General features: G+C 70.7%; 13 protein-coding genes and 1 pseudogene. 6 read left to right on the top strand and 8 right to left on the bottom strand.

Translation table 11 applies throughout. From position 1 onward, the window contains the following. Positions 1-204: 204 nt before the first annotated feature. Positions 205-2,244 (bottom strand): M4 family metallopeptidase, encoded by a 2,040-nt coding sequence (locus tag ACFY3C_RS24255; RefSeq protein ID WP_390772195.1) that lies wholly within the window; start codon positions 2,242-2,244, stop codon positions 205-207. A 311-nt stretch (positions 2,245-2,555) separates the two neighbouring features. Here ACFY3C_RS24255 and ACFY3C_RS24250 point away from each other — a divergent pair, with 311 nt between their 5' ends. After that, a complete protein-coding gene (locus tag ACFY3C_RS24250) occupies positions 2,556-2,984 on the top strand; it encodes a DUF4240 domain-containing protein (RefSeq protein WP_390772194.1) in 429 nt (142 codons plus the stop codon). On the opposite strand, the gene ACFY3C_RS24245 is transcribed toward ACFY3C_RS24250, so the two are convergent. Further along, complete coding sequence (locus ACFY3C_RS24245; RefSeq protein WP_390772193.1) at positions 2,981-4,750, bottom strand: ABC transporter ATP-binding protein; 1,770 nt, start codon at positions 4,748-4,750, stop codon at positions 2,981-2,983. The genes ACFY3C_RS24250 and ACFY3C_RS24245 overlap by 4 nt on opposite strands. Beyond that, positions 4,747-6,492: an ABC transporter transmembrane domain-containing protein gene (locus ACFY3C_RS24240; protein ID WP_386576650.1), complete on the bottom strand. Its 1,746-nt coding sequence runs from the start codon at positions 6,490-6,492 to the stop codon at positions 4,747-4,749. The genes ACFY3C_RS24245 and ACFY3C_RS24240 overlap by 4 nt, the downstream gene beginning before the upstream one ends. A 268-nt stretch (positions 6,493-6,760) precedes the next feature. Here ACFY3C_RS24240 and ACFY3C_RS24235 point away from each other — a divergent pair, with 268 nt between their 5' ends. Beyond that, a complete protein-coding gene (locus ACFY3C_RS24235) occupies positions 6,761-8,632 on the top strand; it encodes an ABC transporter ATP-binding protein (protein WP_390772192.1) in 1,872 nt (623 codons plus the stop codon). Further along, on the top strand, positions 8,629-10,497 hold the full coding sequence (locus tag ACFY3C_RS24230; protein WP_390772191.1) for an ABC transporter ATP-binding protein: 1,869 nt from the start codon (positions 8,629-8,631) through the stop codon (positions 10,495-10,497). Before ACFY3C_RS24235 ends, ACFY3C_RS24230 begins: the two co-directional genes overlap by 4 nt. 274 nt (positions 10,498-10,771) lie before the next feature. Here ACFY3C_RS24230 and ACFY3C_RS24225 read toward each other — a convergent pair whose 3' ends face one another. Together ACFY3C_RS24225 and ACFY3C_RS24220 are read right to left on the bottom strand one after the other, a co-directional pair. Next, positions 10,772-11,434: a response regulator transcription factor gene (locus ACFY3C_RS24225; protein ID WP_150497990.1), complete on the bottom strand. Its 663-nt coding sequence runs from the start codon at positions 11,432-11,434 to the stop codon at positions 10,772-10,774. Next, positions 11,409-12,581, bottom strand: a complete 1,173-nt coding sequence (locus tag ACFY3C_RS24220; RefSeq protein ID WP_390772190.1) for a sensor histidine kinase — start codon at positions 12,579-12,581, stop codon at positions 11,409-11,411. The genes ACFY3C_RS24225 and ACFY3C_RS24220 overlap by 26 nt, the downstream gene beginning before the upstream one ends. Before the next feature lie 175 nt (positions 12,582-12,756). Here ACFY3C_RS24220 and ACFY3C_RS24215 point away from each other — a divergent pair, with 175 nt between their 5' ends. Further along, positions 12,757-15,018, top strand: a complete 2,262-nt coding sequence (locus tag ACFY3C_RS24215) for an MMPL family transporter (RefSeq protein ID WP_390772189.1) — start codon at positions 12,757-12,759, stop codon at positions 15,016-15,018. A gap of 67 nt (positions 15,019-15,085) precedes the next feature. Here the strand turns inward: ACFY3C_RS24215 and ACFY3C_RS24210 are convergent. The 3 genes and pseudogenes from ACFY3C_RS24210 to glgX all read right to left on the bottom strand — a co-directional run bounded on the left by ACFY3C_RS24210 (position 15,086) and on the right by glgX (position 19,062). After that, positions 15,086-16,089 (bottom strand): annotated as a pseudogene (locus ACFY3C_RS24210) (IS5 family transposase). Positions 16,090-16,160: 71 nt separating this feature from the next. Continuing rightward, positions 16,161-16,685: an RICIN domain-containing protein gene (locus ACFY3C_RS24205; RefSeq protein ID WP_390772188.1), complete on the bottom strand. Its 525-nt coding sequence runs from the start codon at positions 16,683-16,685 to the stop codon at positions 16,161-16,163. A gap of 124 nt (positions 16,686-16,809) precedes the next feature. Further along, positions 16,810-19,062: a glycogen debranching protein GlgX gene (glgX, locus tag ACFY3C_RS24200; RefSeq protein WP_390772187.1), complete on the bottom strand. Its 2,253-nt coding sequence runs from the start codon at positions 19,060-19,062 to the stop codon at positions 16,810-16,812. Between the two features lie 248 nt (positions 19,063-19,310). Between glgX and ACFY3C_RS24195 the strand changes: the two genes are divergently transcribed. Together ACFY3C_RS24195 and ACFY3C_RS24190 are read left to right on the top strand one after the other, a co-directional pair. Then, positions 19,311-20,534 carry an Ig-like domain-containing protein gene (locus ACFY3C_RS24195; RefSeq protein WP_390772186.1) on the top strand — a complete coding sequence of 408 codons (1,224 nt, stop codon included), beginning with the start codon at positions 19,311-19,313 and terminating at the stop codon, positions 20,532-20,534. A gap of 157 nt (positions 20,535-20,691) precedes the next feature. Then, complete coding sequence (locus ACFY3C_RS24190; protein WP_390772185.1) at positions 20,692-21,933, top strand: Ig-like domain-containing protein; 1,242 nt, start codon at positions 20,692-20,694, stop codon at positions 21,931-21,933. The last annotated feature ends 77 nt before the right edge of the window (positions 21,934-22,010 follow it).

The raw sequence follows: 22,010 nt of genomic DNA, 5'->3' as shown, positions 1-22,010 counted from the left end.
GGAGTGTGTGGCGTTGTGAAGTTGCGGTGCTGCTGCGGCGGGTGGAGAGAGAGTGACATCAGGGGCGCGTACATGTCAGGACCCCTAAGTGATGTTGGCCGAAAACCGTCTGTCTGGTGAACGTTTCAGGAATGTAAAACGGGCGCCGCCCGAGGGGATCGAACCCTCGGACGGCGCCCTGTTCCAGTGCTGGTGGGGTGCGGTTTACGGGAACGTCAGCTTCCAGCTGTTGATCGTGCCGACGTCCTGTGCGGCCTGGTCCTGGACCTTCAACTTCCAGGTGCCATTGGCCGATTCGGAGGAGGCGTTGACCGTGTAGGTCTCGTTGACGTTGTCCGCCGAGTCGGACGAGGAGAAGTTCTTCAGGCGGTACGAGGTGCCCGACGGACCGACCAGGTCGATCACCAGGTCACCGCGCCAGGTGTGCGTGATGTCCACGCTCACCGAGAGGTTGCTCGGCGCGTTTCCGCTCCTGCCGGAGACGGTGATGCTCGAGGTGACCGCGGGCCCGTTGTCCGGGATCGACACCGGCGTGGTGCTCTCGTACGAGGTGCCGCCGCCCCCGCCGCCACCGGAGCGCGAACCGACCGCCACGCCCGCCCAGGCGTCCTGCACCGCCTTGTACTCGGCGCTGGTGGTGCCGTACAGCTCACCGGCCGCCGCGAGGGTGCCGGTGCGGGCGCCCGCGTAGTTGGTGGTGGAGGTCCACTTGGTGGTCAGCGCCCGGTACCAGATCTGCAGCGCCTTGTCGCGGCCGATGCCGGTGACCGGAAGGCCGTCCGCGGTGGGCGAGTTGTAGGTGACACCGTTGATGACCTTGGTGCCGCTGCCCTCGCTCAGCAGGTAGAAGAAGTGGTTCGCGGGGCCCGACGAGTAGTGCACGTCGATGCCGCCGATCCCCGAGTACCAGCTGTCCTTGGACGAGCCGTCCTTGCTGGGCTTGTCCATGTAGCGCAGCGGGGTGCCGTCGCCGTTGATGTCGATCTTCTCGCCGATGAGGTAGTCGCCGACGTCCGAGCTGTTGTTGGCGTAGAACTCCACGCCGGTGCCGAAGATGTCGGAGGTGGCCTCGTTCAGGCCGCCGGACTCACCGCTGTAGTTGAGGCCGGCGGTGTTGGAGGTGACGCCGTGGCTCATTTCGTGCCCCGCGACGTCCAGCGAGGTCAGCGGGTCGGCGTTGCCGGAGCCGTCGCCGTAGGTCATGCAGAAGCAGCTGTCGTCCCAGAACGCGTTCACGTACGCGTTGCCGTAGTGGACGCGGGAGTAGGCGCCGACACCGTTGTTCTTGATGCCGCTGCGGCCGAACATGGACTTGTAGAAGTCCCACGTGACCGCGGCGCCGTAGTGGGCGTCCGCGCCCGCGGTGGCGGCGTTGGACGTGGTGCCGTTGCCCCAGGTGTCGTTGGTCTGGGAGAACAGGGTGCCGGTGCCCGAGGTGCCGTGGTTGAGGTTGTACGTCTTGTGGTTGCCGCGCGCCCCGTCGTTCAGCGTGTAGTTCGAGCCCGACTGGGTCGTGGTCAGCGTCACCTGGCCGCTGTACTGGGTGTTGCCGACGCCGGTCCTGATGCCCTGGTACTCGAAGAGCTTCTTGCCGGTGGCGGCGTCGGTGACGACGTGCAGCTGGTTCGGGGTGCCGTCGTCCTGGAGCCCGCCGACGACGGTCTCGTACGCGAGAACAGGCTTGCCGCTGCCCGCCCAGATCACCTTGCGCACGCTGTCCGCGGCCGACTTGCTGCCACCGAGGGCCTTGGCCCGCTGCACGGCCTGCTTCTCGACCGAGGCCTTCGACACGGCCGGGGTGAGGCCGGCGACCTTCAGCGAAGCGTTGTTGGCCTTGATGACGGACTTCGTCGCGCCGGACTTGGCGGTCTCGACGACGAGGTCGCCGCCGAGCACCGGCAGACCCGCGTAGGTCCGCTCGTAGCGGGTGTGCACGGTCCCGTCGGCGTCCTTGACGATGTCATGGACGACCAGCTTCTCCTTGGCCCCGAGGCCTATGGACCGCGCTGTGGCGGCCTTCTCGGCGTCCGCGTGCCGGATCAGCTCGGCGCGCTGCGAGGGCGTGAGCTTGAGCGCCACATGGGCGGGGTTGACCTTGCCGGCCTGCGGCTTCGCCGGGGCGGCGCTCGCGGCGCCGGACTGGACGGCGGCGGCGATCAGAGCGGCGACACCCGCGAGGGCGACGGTGGCGGTGCGGCGGTGCGCTGTGTGGGAGGTGCGTCTGCGAGAGGTGCTACTCAACACTGACTCCTTCTGCGTGACCGCGGGTCGCGCGGCCAGGGGGAGCCGGACGGTGGGTTGGGACGTCCGGGCAGAACAGGGCGTTACGCGGAACCACGTGCAGGTGCAGAGCCGGCTCACGCGAGCATGGGGAACTGTGGGGTTGCTGTGAGTCGGCCGTGGGAAGAGTGGCAGGGGATCACGGCATCTGTCAGGACCGCGTCAGAAACTTGGCTGGAAATGGTTCGTTGACCGGATGTTCATGTTCGGTATGCGGACTGTTGGTGGGGTTGGTCGGGGTCGCGATGTCAGTGCCGTGCGGCAGGCTGTCCGGCGTGAACGAGGACTCCTTCTGGCGGCTCATCGAGGACTGCGGGGACGGCGCACCCGACCCCGAGGCGGATCGCCTGGCGCTGGCACTGACGGCACGCCTGTCCGCTGGTCCGCTTGCCACTGTCGTCGCATTCGCCGAACAACTGGCCCGGATGCTCTGCCGGTTGGACCGCCGGGAGTTCGGCGACGGCCTGTCGGGTGACCAGTTTCTGTACACGCGTGCCGCGGTCGTGGCGGCGGGGCGCGAGGAGTACGGGGCCGTGCTCCAGGACCCCGCGCGCTTCGTCTCCTACGCCACCGGTCTCGTCTGGGCCGAGAGCCTGCTCTATGTACCGGACCGGGCCTACCGGCACCTCACGGGCAAGGAGTGGGACCGCAGGACCCGCTACGACTACGAGTCCCTCTCCAACATCGAGGGGTGGCGGGACTAGTCCTCTGTGGCCGTGTCCCCGTGCCAGGTTCGCCACAGGGCCGCGTACGCCCCGTTCGCGGACACCAGTTCGTCGTGGGTGCCCAGTTCGGTGAGGCGGCCGTCTTCCATGACCGCCACTCGGTCCGCGTCGTGGGCCGTGTGGAGGCGGTGGGCGATGGCGATCACCGTGCGGGACTCCAGGACCGCGGCCAGGGCGCGTTCGGTGTGCCGGGCCGTGGTGGGGTCGAGGAGGGCCGTGGCCTCGTCGAGGATGAGGGTGTGGGGGTCGGCCAGCACGACCCGGGCCAGGGCGAGTTGCTGGGCCTGGGAGCCGTCGGTGGGGTGGCCGTTCGGGCCGAGGGGAGTGTCCAGGGAGGAAGGGAGGCCGCGGACCCAGTCGTCCGCGCCCACTGCCTTCAGGGCCGCCCACAAGTCGGCGTCCGTGGCGGTGGGTTCCGCGATCAGGAGGTTGTCGCGGACCGTGCCGAGGAAGACGTGGTGCTCCTGGGTGACCAGCACGACCTGGCGGCGCAGGCGTTCCGGTTCCAGGGACGCGATCGGTACGCCGCCCACCGTCACCGTGCCCGCCCCGGGCGTGTCGATGCCCGCGAGGAGTCTGCTGAGGGTGGTCTTGCCGGCGCCCGACGGGCCCACCACGGCGAGGCGTTCACCGGGGCGTACCGTCAGGTCCACCCCGCGCAGCACCTCACCGCCCCGCTCGTACGCGTACCGCACCCCGCGCACGTCGATCCGGTCGTCCGCAGGCTCCGGACAGCCGCCCTCCGCTTGTGTCCGGGGCGCCTGCGCCAGCCCCTCCACCCGCGCGAACGAGGCGCCGCTGCTCTGCAGTTGCTCCACCCGCATCAGGATCTGGTCCAGCGGCTCCGTGAACTGCCGCAGGTACAGCGCCGCGGCCACCACCGCCCCGACGCCCACCGCACCCCGCTGGTGCAGCCACCCGCCCAGCAGCAGCACACCCACCACCGGGACGCTGTACGTCACCTCGACCGCGGGGAAGAACACCGACCGCAGACGGAGCGTGTAGAAGCGGGTCCGGCGGGACTTCTCCAGCGCGTCCCGGTTCGCCGTGATCCGCCGCCGCCGGAGCCGGAACGCCTCGACCGTCCGCGCCCCGGCCGCGGTCGCCGCCACGATCTCGGCGACCTCCGAGGTGGCCGCGCCCTCGGCGAGGTAACCGTCCCGCGCCCGGCGCAGATACCAGCGCAGCGCCAGCCAGATCGGGGTCAGACCCAGCACACCGAACAGCCCCAGCAGCGGGTCGAGCGCGAACACCGCACCGAGCACGAACAGCGCCTGCACGGTGCACACCAGCAGCTCCGGTCCGACGTCCCGCAGCGTGTAGCCGACGGTCGCCACGTCGGCCGTACCGCGCGCGGTCAGATCGCCGGTGCCGGCCCGCTCCACCGCCGAGGCGGGAAGCGCCAGCACCCGGTCGACGTACTCCTCGCGCACCCGGGCCAGCGTCCGCTCCCCGAACCGGTGCCCCACGTACCGCGCCCAGCGCGCCAGCAGCAGCTGGGCCAGCGAGCAGAGCAGGATCCACAGCGCCAGCCGGTCCACCGCCCCGACCCCGTGTCCCGCCCGTACCTCGTCGATGATCCGCCCGACCAGCCACGGCCCGGCGAGCCCCGCCCCGGCCGACAGCGCGTTGAGCGCCAGCGCGCCGGTGAACGCCCGCCGGTCCGCCCGCAACAGCCGACCGGTGGCCCGCCGCACCCCGGCCCGGTCCGCGACCGGCAGCAGCCCCGTGTCCGTCGTCGTCACCGTACGGCCTCCTCGGCAGCGTCAGCAGTGTCAGCAGTGTCAGCGGCGTCATCGGTGTCTCGCGCCACCAGCGCCCGATACCCGGGCTCCACTTCGAGCAGCCGCTGATGCGGGCCGCTCGCCGTCACCTTGCCGTCGACCAGGAACAGCACCGTGTCCACCCGGTCCAGCACCAGCGGCGACGTGCTCACCACCACCGTCGTACGACCCTCCCGCGCCGCCCGCAGCCGCTCGGCGACCGTGGCCTCCGTGTGCGCGTCCAGCGCCGAGGTCGGCTCGACGGCCAGCAGCACCTCGGGGTCCGCGAGCAGCGCCCGCACCAGCCGGATCCGCTGCCGCTGCCCACCGGAGAGGCTGCGCCCCTGCCCGGTCACGGCCGAGTCCAGCCCGTCCGGCAGCCCTCGTACGACATCCTCGGCGGCGGCCGCGTACACCGCCCGGCGCAGCGCGGCCTCCTCGGCCGGGTGTTCGGCGGCCACGACCTCCCTCAGCGGTCCGGCGAACAGGTCCGCCTCGTTGTCCGCGACCAGGATCCGGTCCCGTACGTCGGCCAGCGGCACCGTGTCGAGCCGTACCCCGCCCCAGGTGGCCTCGGTGGGCCCGTACCGGCCCAGGCGGTCGACCACGGCGGCGGCGTCCGCGGGCCGGACGGCGGCCAGCGCCACCAGCCGGCCCGGCGCCACCCGCACCCCGGACGCCGGATCGCACAGCTCGGCCGGCCCGTCCGGCGCGGCCAGCGTGCCCGTGTCCGGCTCGGGTTCCAGCCGCAGCAGCCGTACGACCCGGCGGGCGGCCACCACGCCCCGGTTCAGCTCGTAGGCCATCTGCACGAAGAACGCCACCGGCCCGATCAGCACCGCCACATAGCCGTACACCGCCACCAACTCGCCCACGCTGATGGACTTCTCGGCCGCCAGCCGGGCCGCGAGCCAGGTCACCACGGCCAGGAACAACGTGGGCAGCCCGACGCCGAGCGCCTGCACCCAACTCGCTGCCGCACCCACCCGATAGCCCTGCGCGCGCAGCCGCTGCGAGTCCTTCCGGAAGGCGTCCGAGAACAGCCCCTTGCCGCCAAGGCCGTTGAGGACACGCAGCCCGCCCGCGAGGTCGCCGATGCGCGCCGTCAGCACGCCCTGCCGCTCCCGGTACTCGCTCTCCGCGCCCTGCAGCCGCAGCGTCAGCGGCCCCGTGAGCAGCGCGATCACCGGCACCCCGAGCAGCACCACGGCGGCCAGCGGCGCCGAGATGGCCAACAGCAGCCCCGCCACCACGACATACACCACGATCGAGCCCACCCCGGGCCCGACCACCGTCAGCGCCTGCGCGAGGGTCGCCACGTCACCGACTCCGATGGTGACGACCTCCCCGGCCCCGGCCCGGCGCGACAGCACCGCCCCCAGCCGGGCCGCGTGCTCGACGACCAGCTTGACCGTACGGAAGTTGGCGTCCATCCGCACCCGGGTCATCGTGCGGTGCCGCATGATGCTCAGCCAGGCGTTCAGCGCCCCGACCCCGAACATCGCGGCGGTCCACCAGGCGAGCACCCCCAACCGCCCCGGCACCAGCCCGTCGTCCACGGCCCGCGCCATCATGTACGGCTGCGTCGCCATCAGCACCATCCAGACACTGCCCAGCAACGCCCCGGCCAACGATCGCACCGGCTGACGCAACACCAGCCACCCCAGGTAGTGCCACCCGCCCCGCGTGTCGGGCGTGCCCGGATCCGCGTACGCGTCGATCATCCATCCCCCGTTCCGTACGACACCCACCGGAACAGCGGCCCTGACCGGAGACGTCGAACGTACTCAGCGTAAGGATGGTTGCTCCAACGAATAAGACCGTGGGCCGTCGCAGCCCCGACCGCCGGACCGACACCTACGACCCCCTGTGCGCGGCTCCTCGACTTCCTCGTACGACTCCTCGAACGCCCAGGTCGTAGGACCAGCGACGGACCCGGGTCCGGCCAAAACTCGGTGGGCGATGTCAGTGCGGATCCGTAGGCTCGCGATGATGCCCACGACACGTGCAACCACCGAGGACCGCTCCGCCGTACGCACCCTTCTGCGGCTGTGGCCGTATGTCCGCCCCGTGCGGGCCCGGCTGTTCACGGCCGCGTTCGTCGCGATCGTCGCCTCCTGCACCGGACTGGTGATCCCGCTCGTCCTGAAGTGGCTGGTCGACGGACCGGTCGCCCACCGGGATCCGGCCGGGGTGTGGCTCGGCGCGCTGTACCTGCTGCTGCTCGGCCTCGCCGAGGCCGTCCTGTTCGGCATACGGCGCTGGCTGGTGGCCCGGCCGCTGTCGCACGTCGAGGCACAGATGCGGGCGGGCCTGTACGGCCGTCTGCAGCGGCTGCCCGTGTCCTTCCACGACCGCTGGGCGTCCGGCCAGTTGCTCTCCCGGGGCACCACCGACCTGATGCTGCTGCGTATGTTCCTCGCCTTCCCCTTGACCTTCCTGCTGGTCAACGGGGTGACGATCCTGGTCGGCGTGGTGATCATGCTGATGCAGGACTGGAGGCTCGGGCTGGTCATCCTCGGGCCGGCCGTCCCCGTCATGTGGACCTGCGTGGTCTTCGAGCGGCGCTACGCCGAGGTGGCGCGGCGCGCCCAGGACCAGGTCGGGGATCTGACGACGGTGGTCGAGGAGAGCGTGCTCGGCATCCGCATCATCAAGGGCTTCGGCCGGCACCGCACCCAGGCGCGGGCGTTCCGGGAGCTGTCGGGCACGCTGCGCGGCACGGAGCTGCGCAAGGCACGGCTGCTGGCGACCATCTGGGGCGTCATCGTGACGCTTCCCGAGGTGGCGATCGGGGCGGCGCTGGTGCTCGGCGCGGTACGGGTGGCCGACGGGGACCTGTCCGCGGGCACGCTGGTCGCCTTTCTGAGCACGGCACTCGCGCTGCGGTGGCCGGTGGACTCGATCGGCTTCCTGCTGGCGATGAGCCAGGAGGCGGCGACGGCGACCGAGCGGTACTTCGAGGTGATGGACGAGGTGCCGGAAGACGGATCGGAAGAAGGGCCGGAAGAAGGGTCGGAAGACCGGTCGGCTGCGGGTGGCCCGCGTGACCCGGCGCCGCGAGGCGGCGCTGCGCAGGGACTGCGTTTCGAGAACGTTCGGTTCCGCTACCCCGACGCTCCCCCCGACTCCCCACCCCTCCTCGACCACATCGACCTCCACATCCGCCCCGGTGAGTCCATGGCCCTCGTCGGAGCCACCGGCAGCGGAAAGACGACGCTCACCGCCCTCATCCCCCGCCTGCACGAGCTGACCTCCGGCCACATCACCCTGGACGGCGTCGACATCACCGCGATGTCCCGCGAGGAGGTGCGCGCCAAAGTCGCCGTGGCCTTCGAGGAACCCACGCTGTTCTCGGCCAGCGTCGGCGAGAACGTGCTCATGGGGGCCGGGGACGACGCCTCGGAGGCGGACCTCGACCGTGCCCTCGCCGTGGCGCAGGCCGAGTTCGCGCACGCGCTCCCGCAGGGCACCGGCACCCAGGTCGGCGAACAGGGCCTCAGCCTGTCCGGCGGCCAGCGCCAGCGTCTCGCGCTGGCCCGCGCGGTCGTCGGCCGGCCGGAGTTCCTCGTGCTGGACGACCCGCTGTCCGCCCTGGACGTGCACACGGAGGCCGCCGTGGAGGCCGCGCTGCGGCACGTCCTCGCGGACACCACCGCGCTGATCGTGGCCCACCGCCCGTCCACGGTGCTGCTCGCCGACCGGGTCGCCCTGCTGTCGGGCGGCCGGATCACCGCCGTCGGCACGCACCAGGAACTGCTGCGCACCAACGCCGAGTACGCCCACCTGATGTCCGGCGAAGAAGGCGAACAAGGCCAAGCAGGCGAACAAGGCCGAGAAGGGGAACGAGGGGACCTCCGATGACCACCACCACGACCGCCGCCCCCGCCACGGACAACGACGACGAACTTCCCCGCCCCAAGGACACCGGCGGCGCAGGCGATCCCTTCGACCAGGACGTCCTGCCCACGCCGCCCGGGGCAACGGCCTCCCTCCTGCGCTCGCTGCTCGCGCCAATGAGGGCCCGGGTCACCCTCACCACCGTCCTCCTTCTGCTGCAGCAGGCGGCGGTGCAGGCGGGCCCGCTGCTGGTGGCGTACGCCCTCGACACCGCCGTACCGGCGTTCCGGGACCACGACCACGGTCCGCTGATCGCGGTCGCCGTCGGCTATCTGGCCTGCGCGCTGCTCTCCGGCGGGCTGCAGTTCGCGTTCATCGAGGTCTCCACCCGGGTGAACCAGGACGTGCTGCTGGACCTGCGCGGCCGGATCTTCCGGCACGCGCAGGCGCTGAGCGTCGACTTCCACGAGCGATACACGAGCGGTCGCCTGATCTCCCGCTCCACGACGGACGTCGAGTCGCTGCGCGAACTCCTCAACGAGGGGCTCCAGGAGCTGGTGACCGTCGTGCTGTCCTTCGTCTACATCTCGGCGATGCTGCTGTGGCTGGATCTCGGCCTCGGCGCGGTTGCGGTGGCCTCCTTCGTGCCGCTGTACCTGCTCGTACGGGTCTACCAGCGGCGCGCGGGGCGGGTGTACCGCGCGCGCTCCACGGCGATCGCCGCGGTGATCGTGAAGTTCGTGGAGACGATGAACGGCATCCGCCCGGTGCGCGCCTTCCGCCGGGAGGCCGCGAACGACGCCGAGTTCGCCGTCCTCAACAGGCGGCACGAGCGGACGAACGGGGACGCGCTGCTGGAGATGGCCCGCTATGTGGTCGGGTCCCGCCTGGTGGCCAACACGGCGGTCGCCGCGATCGTCCTGTGGGGTGCCTACCGCGTGGCGTCCGGCTCGCTGGCGCTGGGTGTGCTGGCGGCTGCGGTGCTGTATCTGCGGCGGCTGTACGACCCGATCGACCGGCTCGGCATGTTCCTGAACTCCTACCAGTCGGCGGCCGCCTCCCTGGAGAAGATCGCCGGGCTGCTGGCGCAGACGCCGTCCGTGCCGGAGCCGTCGACGCCCCGTGAACTCCCCCCGTCGAAGGGTGCGTTCCCGGGTCGCGAGGTCGTCTTCGACGGGGTCCGCTTCGCGTACCGCACCGGCGGCGAGGTGCTGCCGCGCTTCGACCTGGCCCTCCCGGCCGGGCAGACCGTCGCCGTCGTCGGCTCCACCGGCGCCGGCAAGTCGACCCTGGCCAAGCTGCTCGCCCGCTTCTACGACCCCTCCGACGGCCGGGTGCTGCTGGACGGCGTCGACCTGCGCGAGCTGGCCGTGCCCGAACTGCGGCGTGGGGTGGTCATGGTGACCCAGGAGGCCTTCCTGTTCTCCGGCACGGTCGCGGACAACATCGCGATCGGCCGGCCCGACGCCACCCGCGAGGAGATCGAGCGGGCCGCGAAGGCGATCGGCGCGCACGAGTTCATCAGCGCACTGCCCGACGGGTACGACACCGACGTACGCAAGCGCGGCGGGCGCATCTCGGCCGGGCAGCGCCAACTGGTCTCCTTCGCCCGCGCGTTGCTCGCCGACCCGGCGGTCCTGATCCTGGACGAGGCCACCAGCTCGCTGGACATCCCGGGCGAACGGGCCGTCCAGCGGGCGATGTCGACGGTCCTGCGGGGTCGCACCGCCGTGGTGATCGCCCACCGCCTGTCCACCGTGGAGATCGCCGACCGCGTCCTGGTCATGGAGCACGGCCGGATCGTCGAGGACGGCCGCCCGGACGAACTCATCGCGGGCACGGGCCGCTTCGCGGACCTGCACCGGGCGTGGCGGGACAGCCTGGCGTAGCAGCGACGAAGAGGGCTCCGGGGACTAGGGCGCGTATCGAGTCGTGATCATCGGGTGGTCCTGGTGAGGTCTTTGATCCAGATCATCGAGGCGTGCAGGTGGAGACTGGCGAGGTAGCTGTCGGGAGTCTTGTCGTATCGGGTGTCTCACCGTCCCAGTTCCGGCCTCCTGGTACGTCACGCTCTGGGGCGGGTGAGGCACGTGGAGCCGACGTGAGCCGACCAGTGCACTGATGTCCGGGCGGGGACTCATGGGACATGGCCCGGCACCCGGCTCAGGTTCCGGGGAGGATACGGCGCGTTTCGTAGGCCCACATCGCGATCTCGACCCGGTTGCGGGCGCCGAGTTTGGCCATCAGGCTGGCCAGATGCGTCTTCACCGTGCTGAGGCTGATGTGCAGTGCATCGGCGATCTCGGTGTTGGTCAGCCCGCGAGCGACGGCGAGGAGCACCTGCTCCTCGCGGGCGGTGACGGGGGAGACCGGCTGGGCCACGGGCCGGCCGGCGGGCAGGTCCGCGAATGCCTGGAGCAGACGGACGGTGACGCTGGGCGCGATGAGCGCCTCACCGTCGGACGCCGACCGTACGGCCTGCGCCAGAAGGTCCGGTCCCGTGTCCTTGAGGAGGAATCCGCGGGCGCCGGCACGCAGTGAGCCGTAGACGTACTCGTCGAGGTCGAACGTGGTGATGACGACCACGGCCAGCGGGTCGGCGACGCCCGGGCCGGCGACCAGACGGGTGGCCTCGAGCCCGTCGAGTACGGGCATGCGGATGTCGAACAGGCAGACGTCGGGGCGTAGTTCGCGGGCCAGACGTACCGCTTCCCGCCCGTCGGCGGCCTCGCCGACCACCTCGATGCCGGGCTGGGCGTTCAGCATGATCCGCAACCCGGTGCGGATGATCGTCTGGTCGTCAGCGACGAGGACGCGAATGGACACCGCTCTCGCTCCTCGCTCTCGGCAGTTCGGCTTCGACATGCCAGCCCCGGTCGGTACCCGGGCCGGCTCGTAGTGTGCCGCCGAGCAGGGTCGCGCGCTCGCGCAGTCCGGTAAGTCCGTATCCGTCGCGACCCCGGCCGGTGCGCCGGCCGTTGTCGCGCACGCTCACCCGTACCGTGTGCCGTTCCGCGGCGACCCGAACGACGAGCTCGGTCGCGTCGACCGCATGGCGCAGCGCGTTGGTCACCGACTCCTGCACGATCCGGTAGACGGCCGCGTCCACGGCCGGGGGCAGCGCGTCCAGTTCGCCGTCGAGCCCCAGGACGACCCTGAGGCGACCACCCGGGGTACGCACCAGGCGCTCCAGATCCGCGACTCCGGCAGGGGGCGCCAGCTCGGCGCCGACCCCGCGGTCGCGCAGCGCGGCGACCATGGCGCGCATTTCCTCCAGCGTGCGCGCCCCTTCCTCCTCGACCCCCTCCAGCGCCTCGACGGCGGCGGACGGGTCGGTGCCCGCGAGCACCCGGCCCGCCTGGGCGATGATCACCATGGCCGACACGTGGTGGGCCACCGTGTCGTGCAGTTCCCGGGCGAGCTGCTCGCGCTCGCGGGAGCGCACCTGCTCCAACTGCCGCTCGCGAGCGGTCACCCGGAACCGCACGGCAGCCCCGACCACGCCGGGCAGCAGCAGGAAGACGAAGCCCACGACCTTTTCGACGACCGGGGTCTCGTCCGTGACGACACACAGCGCGCCGGCCGCGAGGATCACCGCGCCGCCCAGCACGATCTCGCGTCCCGATCCCCACCGGGGCAGCGCGTACACCAGCACGAGCACGACCGCGCCGGTGTACAGGCCGACGGGCTCGCGCGGTGCGGCGACGAGCGAGGCCACCGGAAGCAGGATCACCGAGCCGAACGCCAGCGTGACCATCGCCAGCGGGCGGGTCCGGCGCCACAGGGGCAGCACGCACAGCCATACGGCGAACACCACGGCCACCGGCCGCCACACGACGTCCTCGCGCAGGGTGGCCTCCAGCACCACACCGGCCAGGCCCGCGGCGAGCAGCGCCCAGTCCCGCCACACCCGGGCGGGCGCGTCGGGCGGCCGGGGTTCGGTCCACAGGGTTCGCAGGTCGTCTCGCAGCACGGTTCTCAGCCTAGGGACCGCGCCGTGCCGCGCATCGGCCGAAAGGACGGGGCGTCACTCCGTCCTGAGGCCGACGCAGTCGCGGCCCGCGAGCCGATGTCGCCGAGCGCCGCGGCGGCGACCCTCGGCATCCGTGGCCGTACGAAGACGGCCGACGAGGTGGTTGGAGGACCCGATGCTCTCGAAAGCCCTGTTGCGCCTCGGCGCAAGCGCCGCCCGCCATCCCTGGCGGGTGATCGCGGCATGGCTGATCGCCGCCACGCTCGCGGTCCTCGCCGCGATCGCCTTCGGCGGGCGGACCGCGGACTCGATGACCGCTCCGGGACTGGACTCCCAGCGGGCCGCGGAACTGATCGAGCGGGCCGGCACCGGCCAGGAGGGGATGACCGCCCAGGTGGTCGTCACTCCCCTCGACGGCGGGGCGACGTTCTTCGACCACGGCAGCGCGCGCACCGCGCTCGTACGGCTTCAGGCCGAGGTGAAGCGGCTGCCGCACGTGCTCGGCACGAGCGATGCGGCCGGGGCGCTCGACAGGGGCGCGGACACCGCCGTGCCCGGCGGTCTTGTCTCGGCCGACGGGCGGATCGCGGTCGTCCGGGTGCAGTACCCCGACCAGAGCCAGCTGTCGGCCAAGGACCTCGACGCCCTCGTCGATCTCGGCGACCGGCTGCGCGGCGAGCTGCCTCTGCGCATCGAGATGGGCGGGAACCTCTTCTACGTCTTCTCCGACGCCGACGGCGGTGCGAGCGAGCTGATCGGCCTCCTCGCCGCGGCCGCGATCCTGTTCCTGGCGTTCGGTTCGCTCGTCGCCGCCGCGCTGCCGATCGGCATGGCGGTCTTCGGGCTGACCGTCGGCGTTGCCACGATGACGGTCCTGGCGGGGGTGACGGACGTCCCCACCTTCGCACCGGTCCTGGGCAGCATGGTCGGGCTCGGCGTGGGCATCGACTACGCGCTGTTCGTGCTCGCCCGGCACCGGGAGTACCTCGCGCGCGGGCTCGATCCCCACGAGGCGGCCGGGCGGGCGGTGGCCACGGCGGGACGGCCCGTGGTCTTCGCCGGCGGCACCGTCGTCGTATCGATCCTCGGCATGGCGGTCGCGAACGTGCCGTTCATGACGGTGGGCGGGATCGCCGTCTCGATCGTCGTCCTGACCATGGTGGTCGCGTCGGTGACGCTGCTGCCGGCCTTCCTCGGCGCGGCCGGCCCGCGTCTGGGCCGGCCCGGTCGGATCGGCCGGGCTCTGCAGACCAGGAAGCTGGGCCGACTCGCACGGCGGCGGGACCCGGCGGCAGGCGCCGCCCACGCCGCCGGGTGGCGTCGCTGGATCGGGCACGTCAGCCGGCACCCGGTGCCGTACGCGGTCGGCGCGGCGGGGCTGCTGCTGACCGCGACGCTGCCCGTGCTCGGCCTGCGCGTCGGCCTGCCCGACGATGGCTCACTGCCCCACAGCCGTACCGAGCGCCGGGCCTACGACCTCGTCGCCGAGGGGTTCGGCCCGGGCACCAACGGTCCCCTCGTCATCGCCGCGGACCCCACCGGTGATCCGGGAGTGCTGGACCGACTCGTCGCAACGGTCGCGGCGGATCCGGGCATCGCATCCGTCGCGCCGCCGCACATCGATCGGGCCACCGGCATCGCGACCCTCGTGGTGTTCCCGACCACCAGCCCTCAGGACAAGGCCACGGCCGACACCATCGCCCGGCTGCGCACCGACGTGCTGCCCACGGCGATCGGGCACGGCCCGGCCAGGGCCCACGTCGGCGGCGCCGCCGCGAGCCTGTCCGATGTGGGCCAACGCACCAGCCAACGCCTGCCGGTGTTCGTCGCCGCCGTGCTGGCGATGTCGTTCCTGCTGCTGATGCTGGTCTTCCGCTCGATACTCGTACCGCTCAAGGCGGTACTGCTGAATCTGCTGAGCATCGGCGCGGCCTACGGCATCATGGTCGCGGTCTTCCAGTGGGGCTGGGGAGGCGCACTCATCGGGCTGGAAGCGACGGTTCCGATCGTGTCGTTCATCCCGATGTTCCTCTTCGCCATCCTGTTCGGCCTGTCGATGGACTACGAGGTGTTCCTCCTCTCCCGCGTACGCGAGGAGTACCTGCGCACCGGCGACAACGGCACGGCGATCGTTGAGGGCGTCTCGCGCACCGCCCGGATCATCACCTCGGCCGCCCTCATCATGGTGGCGGTCTTCCTGTCCTTCGCCGTCGCCGAGGACCCCTCCACCAAAATGTTCGGGCTCGGCCTGGCCACCGCGATCTTCATCGACGCCACGGTCGTACGCATGGTGCTGGTACCGGCGACCATGACACTCCTCGGCCGGACCAACTGGTGGCTGCCGAAGTGGCTGGACTGGATGCTTCCCCGCGGCCCGGTCGGCACCGACGCGGAATCCACGGGTGAGGCCCCGCGTCCACGGCTGGTTGACCGTTGACTCAACTCCTGCCCGCCCTTGGCGTCCGGCACCTCAGCGCGTCACCTAGGGGCATATCGAGTCGTGATCATCGGGTGGTCCTGGTGAGGTCCTTGATCCAGATCATCGAGGCGCGCAGGTGGAGACCGGCGAGGTAGCTGTCGGGAGTCTTGTCGTGTCGGGTGGCGATGCCTCGCCATGCTTTGAGCTTGTTGATCAGGCGTTCGACGGTGTTCCGCTCCTTGTAGAGATCGGCGTCGTGGCTGACGGGTCGGCCACCTCTGGAGCCCTTCTTCTTCCGGTTGGCGGCCTGGTCCTTCTTCTCCGGGATGACCGCCTTGATACGGCGTTTGCGCAGGTGGGCGCGGTTTCCGCGGGACGAGTACGCCTTGTCCCCGGCGACCGCGTCCGGCCGGATGCGGGGTCGGCCGACGGGCCCGCGTACCCGTACCTTCTTCAGGACGGGGATGAACTGCGGGCTGTCCGCTGCCTGGCCTGTGGTCAGGATGAACGCCAGCGGGCGGCACTTGCGGTCGGCGGCGAGGTGGACCTTGCTGGTCTGCCCGCCTCTGGAACGTCCGAGGAGGGCGGCCTTCAGCCGGAGTTTCCGCCGACGCCGGATGCGTCGTCGTTCTTCCAGCGCGGGATCACTTTCGGTCTCTTGCCCGTTTTGCTCTTCGAGGCCGCCCCCTTTGACCTGGCCTTCTCCTCCTCGGCCGCGGCTTTCTCCAGGGCGGTGACGACGTCCTCGTCGAGGTGCATCCCGGCCGCGTCGTGGTGGGCTCGGGCGGTGGTGGAGTCGATGCTGACCAGGGACAGGTCCACCTCACCCCGCTTCGCGGCTTCCGTGATCAGGCCCTCCAGCAGGGCCTCGAAGACGCCGGCGTCACGCCACTGCCGGAAGCGGTTGTGGACGGTCGACCAGGCGCCGAACTCCGTCGGCATCTCCCGCCACTGCCCGCCCGTCTTGAACCGCCAGACCACGCCCTCGAACTGCTGCCGCAGTCGCTCGGGGTACGGGCCGTACTCGCCGATCGGCAGGTACGGCTCGATGAACTCCCAATCCGGATCGGTCAGTTGCACTCGCGTCACGTGACCGTCTATCGGACCGGACCGTGCCACGAAGGCGCATCCCGCAAATTGATCACGACTCGATACGCGCCCTAGACCCAGCGCCATTTCTGGTCCTTATGACCGTTGCAGCTCCACTGGATTGCAGTAGACCCCTTGCCGAAGCTGCCGGACCCGGCAAGGCACATGTTTGAATTCCTGTTGATGATCTCGGCTCCGCTACCCGACTTCCAGTACCACATCTGGTCGGGGTTTCCGTTGCAGTCCCACACCGAGATGTCTGCGCCCCGCTTCTTCGAGCCGCCATAGGTGCCCAGGCACTGACCGTTGCGGTTGATTATCTGGTAGAAGTGCCCGCGGACGTCTTCACCGACGTGATTGAAAGTCCAGATCTGATCACGGTTGCCGTTGCAGGACCACATGTATCCAACGGTGCGATCGGATCCGTTAAGGCTTCCCAGGCAATAGCCATAACCGTTTTTCAGGCTATGACCGCCCGCCGCCGATGCTGTCGGTGCGAGCCCAACAGCCGTCACCAATGCGGCAGACATGGCACTTGCCGCGATCGATACCCGCGCGAATTTGTTCACGGTAGAAATCCCTCCAGAAATTTCCATGAATGCACAGTCCCCGTTCTCGCGGACTGCCCACACCAGGGAAAAGGCCCTGAACCTCAGGGGCGTTGCACTCGGGATGCGTGATCCGTGTCACCCACAGTTTTCGCACAGTTCCCGCACAGGCTCATGCGACCCTCAGCAGCAGCACCGCCCGGGCCGGGACCGTGATCTCCTCGCCCGCCCCGTGGACCGTTCCCGGTGCCTCGGCCTGTTCCTCCCGCGAGGTGTCCACGACGACCTCGTACCGCTCCGCCCACGGCGGCCCCGGCAGCACGAAGCCCGTCGGCCGGTCGCCCGCGTGCAGCACCGCGAGGAAGCTGTCGTCCACGACCGGCGCGCCCCGCACGTCCCGGCCCGGGATGTCCCGTCCGGACAGATACATGCCAAGCGTGGCGGCGGGTGCGTACCAGTCGCCCTCGGTCATCTCCTCGCCCCGGGAGGTGAACCAGGCCAGATCGCGCAGGCCGTCCGCCGAGTGGGCGCGGCCGGAGAAGAAGGCGCGGCGGCGCAGCACCGGGTGCCGGTGGCGCAGGGCGATCAGCCGGGAGGTCAGGTCGAACAGGGGGCGCCAGGCCGGGTCGTCCAGCAGGGACCAGTCCAGCCAGCTGATCTCGTTGTCCTGGCAGTAGGCGTTGTTGTTGCCGCGCTGGGTGCGGCCGAGTTCGTCGCCGGCGACCAGCATGGGCACGCCGGTGGACAGCAGCAGGGTCGTCAGCAGGTTCCTGAGCTGCCTGCGCCGCAGGGCCCGTATCCGCTCGTCGTCCGTCTCCCCCTCCGTCCCGCCGTTCCAGGACCGGTTGTCGTCGGTGCCGTCCCGGTTGTTCTCGCCGTTGGCCTCGTTGTGCTTGGTCTCGTACGACACCAGGTCGCGCAGGGTGAAACCGTCGTGCGCGGTGACGAAGTTGACCGAGGCGTAGGGTCGGCGGCCGCCCCAGGCGTACAGGTCGCTGGAGCCGGACAGGCGGTAGCCCATCTCCCGCACGTCGGGCAGGGCGTGGCGCCAGAAGTCCCGTACGGCGTTGCGGTAGCGGTCGTTCCACTCCGCCCACAGCGGCGGGAACGCGCCCACCTGGTAGCCGCCCGAGCCGATGTCCCACGGCTCGGCGATGAGCTTGACCCGGCGCAGCACGGGGTCCTGGGCGATGACGGCCAGAAAGGGCGACAGCATGTCGACGTCGTGCATCGAGCGGGCCAGGGCCGCCGCCAGGTCGAAGCGGAAGCCGTCCACGCCCATCTCCGTCACCCAGTAGCGCAGCGAGTCCGTGATCAGCCGCAGCACCTGGGGCTGGACCACGTGCAGGGTGTTGCCGCAGCCGGTGTAGTCGGCGAACCGGCGGGCGTCGTCCTGGAGCCGGTAGTAGCCGCGGTTGTCGATGCCCTTCAGGGAGAGCGTGGGGCCCAGCTCGCCCGCCTCGGCGGTGTGGTTGTAGACCACGTCGAGGACGACCTCGATACCGGCCGCGTGCAGCGCGCGGACCATCCGCTTGAACTCGCCGACCTGCTGGCCCGTCGTACCGGAGGCCGCGTAGGCCGCGTGCGGGGCGAAGTAGCCGATGGAGTTGTAGCCCCAGTAGTTCATCAGGCCGCGGCGCAGCAGGTGGTCCTCGTGGGCGAACTGGTGCACGGGGAGCAGCTCCACGGCCGTGACGCCCAGCTTCACCAGGTGCTCGATCGCGGCCGGGTGCGCCAGACCCGCGTACGTGCCGCGCAGTTCCTCGGGAATGCCGGGGTGCAGCCTGGTGAAGCCGCGCACATGCAGCTCGTAGATCACCGAGTCCGCCCAGGGCGTCTTGGGGCGGCGGTCGTCTGCCCAGTCGTCGTCATCGTGGACCACGACGCCCTTGGGGACGTACGGCGCCGAGTCCCGGTCGTCGCGCACGGTGTCGGCGACATGCTGCTCCGGCCAGTCCCGGACGTGCCCGTACACCTCGGGTGACAGCCCGAAAACGGCGTACTCGCCGTCCACCGCCCGCGCGTACGGGTCCAGCAGCAGCTTGGCCGGGTTCCAGCGGGCGCCGGTCCATGGGTCCCAGCGGCCGTCGACGCGATAGCCGTAGCGCTGCCCCGGCATCACGCCCGGGACGAAGCCGTGCCAGATCTCGTGCGTCAGTTCGGTCAGCGGGATCTGCGTCTCCCGGCCCCGCTCGTCGAACAGACACAGCCGGACCGCCTCCGCCCCGCCCGCCCACAGCGCGAAGTTGGTGCCCGCGACCCCGTCCGGGCCCACCCGGAACCGGGCCCCCAGCGGAGTCGGCGCCCCCGGCCACGCGGGCGGGGCGGCTGGCAGGGCGCGACGGACGCCGTCCACGGCCGCCGGGTGCCCGCTCTCGGCGGCCCGCCCCTCGGCCAGTGCCCGCTGCTCGGCTGCGCTCGTCACCAGTCGGCCCCTCTTTCAGTGGCTCGCCCCCCGGGGCGCAGTCGGCCGTGCCGAAGGGCCGGGCGTGCCCGGAACCTTCCGGTCCCGGGCACGCCCGGCCGCCCGCTACGGCTGCGCCCCGACGGCTCCGACGTGGGCTGGGAGTACCCCCGGTGGGGGAGGCTCCCCTGTCGTCCTCCCCACTGTTCTGCCCAGCCCTGGCGTCGCACTCACGTTTCCCCGGAGCGTGCCCGGTCGTTGAGCCCCACGTGAGGCACGTACAAGGGCGCGCACGGCGCGCGGGGGCCGCGATGGCCGCCGTACTGACATGGGCCGGTCTGCTGGCCGGCTGCTCCTCGGGCAGCCACGGCGGACTGGACTTCGACCGGGTCTTCGGCAAACATCCGGCCGCCGAGGACGTCATCAGGGTCACCCCCGACGACGGCGGAACGGCCGTCAAACCCGGGGACCGGCTGCGGGTACGGGTGCCCGACGGGCGCCTGGAGAAGGTGAAGGTCGTCAAGTCCCAGGACGCGCAGGACTCCCCGGTCCCCGGGCACATCAGCGCCGACGGGCTCAGCTGGGAACCGGACGACAAACGGCTGGCGCTCGCCGCCAAGTACACCGTGGACGCGGTCGCGCTGGACGCCGAGGGCCGGCGCTCGGCCCGTCACACCACCTTCACCACCCTCGTCCCCGCGGAGCGGTTCATCAGCTACGTCACCCCCGAGAACCGCTCCACCGTCGGCACCGGAATGATCGTCTCCCTCTCCTTCAGCCGGGAGATCACCCACCGCGCCGCCGTCGAACGGGCCGTACGGGTCACCGCGAAGCCGCCCGTGGAGATCCGCCCGCACTGGTTCGGGAACAACCGCCTGGACTTCCGCCCCGAGGCCTACTGGAAGCCCGGCACCGAGGTCACCGTCCACCTCGGCCTCAGGGACGTCGAAGGGGCGCCCGGCGCCTTCGGCCTCCAGGACAAGACGTTCACCTTCACCGTCGGCCGCAGCCAGGTCTCCCTGGTGGACGCGGCCGAGCACATGATGGAGGTCCGGCGCGACGGGCAGCTGCTGGCCAACGTGCCGATCACCGCGGGCGCGCCCAAGACCACCACCTACAACGGGAAGATGGTGGTGATGGAGATGCTCGAGGTCACCCGCATGAACAGCCGGACGGTCGGCTTCGGCGGCGAGTACGACATCCCCGACGTCCCGCACGCCATGCGACTCACCGAGTCCGGCACCTTCCTGCACGGCAACTACTGGTCCCCGGACGCCCCCGGCCGGGTCAACGTCAGCCATGGCTGTGTCGGGTTGAGGGATGTCAAGGGCGGCAGTTCGGACACTCCGGCGGGCTGGTTCTTCGACCGCAGCCTGGTCGGAGACGTCGTCGAGGTCGTCAACAGCAAGGATAAAACGGTCTCTCCCGACAATGGACTCGGAGGGTGGAACATGGCCTGGAAGGAGTGGAAAGCGGGCAGCGCGGTCAAGTAACCAGATGAGGGACGGGGTTGCGAGCGAGGGCGGCCGGTTGAATTTGCGACTGAACGGTGACATTCACCTGACACCTCGCTCAAAACCCTGCGGTTAACATGCGCACACCAAGTGTGGTGGGGAGCGGGCCTGACCTGGCCCGGCGAGGGGAGAACAAGTGAACGTGCGGCCTGTTTCGGGGGCGTCGGTGGGGGGCCGGGGGAGAGGCCGTAAGGGGCTGGCGCTCATAGCCGGCGCCCTGCTCGTGACTCTCACCGCGTGCGGCGGCGGTGACTCGGGGTCCGGGTCCGGTTCCGGCGACGGGAAGGGCAAGGACTCCGGCACGCAGCAGGGCAAGCAGTCGACGGCCGCCGTCAGCATCTCGCCCAAGTCCGGTGCCACGGGCGTCGACACCAGCGGCGCCCTGAAGGTGAACGTCAGCAAGGGCAAGCTGTCCGAGGTCACCGTCAAGGACGCCAAGGGCACGAAGGTCGACGGCACCATAGCCGCCGACGGCGCCTCGTGGACGCCGTCGACGCATCTGGCCGCCGGCACCAAGTACACGGTGCACGCGGTCGCCAAGGACTCCGAGGGCCGCGAGGCCGCCGAGGACTCCAGCTTCACGACGCTCACTCCGCAGAGCACCTTCGTCGGCTCCTTCACCCCCGAGGACGGCTCCACCGTCGGCGTGGGCATGCCGTTCTCGGTCCGCTTCACCCGGGGCATCACCAACCCGGACGACGTCGAGAAGGCCATCAAGATCAAGACCGAGCCGGCCGTCGACGTCGAGGGCCACTGGTTCGGCAACGACCGCCTGGACTTCCGCCCCGAGAAGTACTGGAAGGCCGGCACGAAGGTCACCGTCGACCTCAACCTGGACGGCGTCGAGGGCCGCGACGGCGTCTACGGCGAGCAGCACAAGACGGTGAAGTTCACCATCGGCCGCAACCAGGTCTCCATCGTGGACGCCAAGAAGCACACGATGAAGGTCACCCAGGAGGGCAAGGTCATCAAGACCATCCCGGTCACCACCGGCAAGCCCGGCTACGACACCTGGAACGGCCAGATGGTCATGCGGGAGAAGCTCACGGTGACGCGCATGAACGGCGACACCGTGGGCTACGGCGGCGAGTACGACATCAAGGACGTCCCGCACGCCATCCGCCTGACCGACTCCGGCACCTTCATCCACGGCAACTACTGGGGCGGCGACGCCTTCGGCAACTACAACGCCAGCCACGGCTGCGTCGGCCTGCGTGACGTGCGCGGCGGCTACGACAAGAACGTGCCGGCGGCCTGGTTCTTCAACCACTCGATGAGCGGCGACGTGGTCGTCGTGAAGAACTCCCACGACCGCACGGTGGACCCGGCCAACGGCCTCAACGGCTGGAACATGTCCTGGGCCGACTGGAAGAAGTGAGCCTTCGGTGAGCTGGCCCGGTGCTGTGACCCACGGCACCGGGCCCGCAGTCGTTAGTCCCCGTGCTGTGCCTGCCT

This window comes from Streptomyces sp. NPDC001410 (assembly GCF_042895235.1).
Lineage (GTDB): Bacteria > Actinomycetota > Actinomycetes > Streptomycetales > Streptomycetaceae > Streptomyces.
This window is presented reverse-complemented; position numbering and strand designations above follow the sequence as displayed.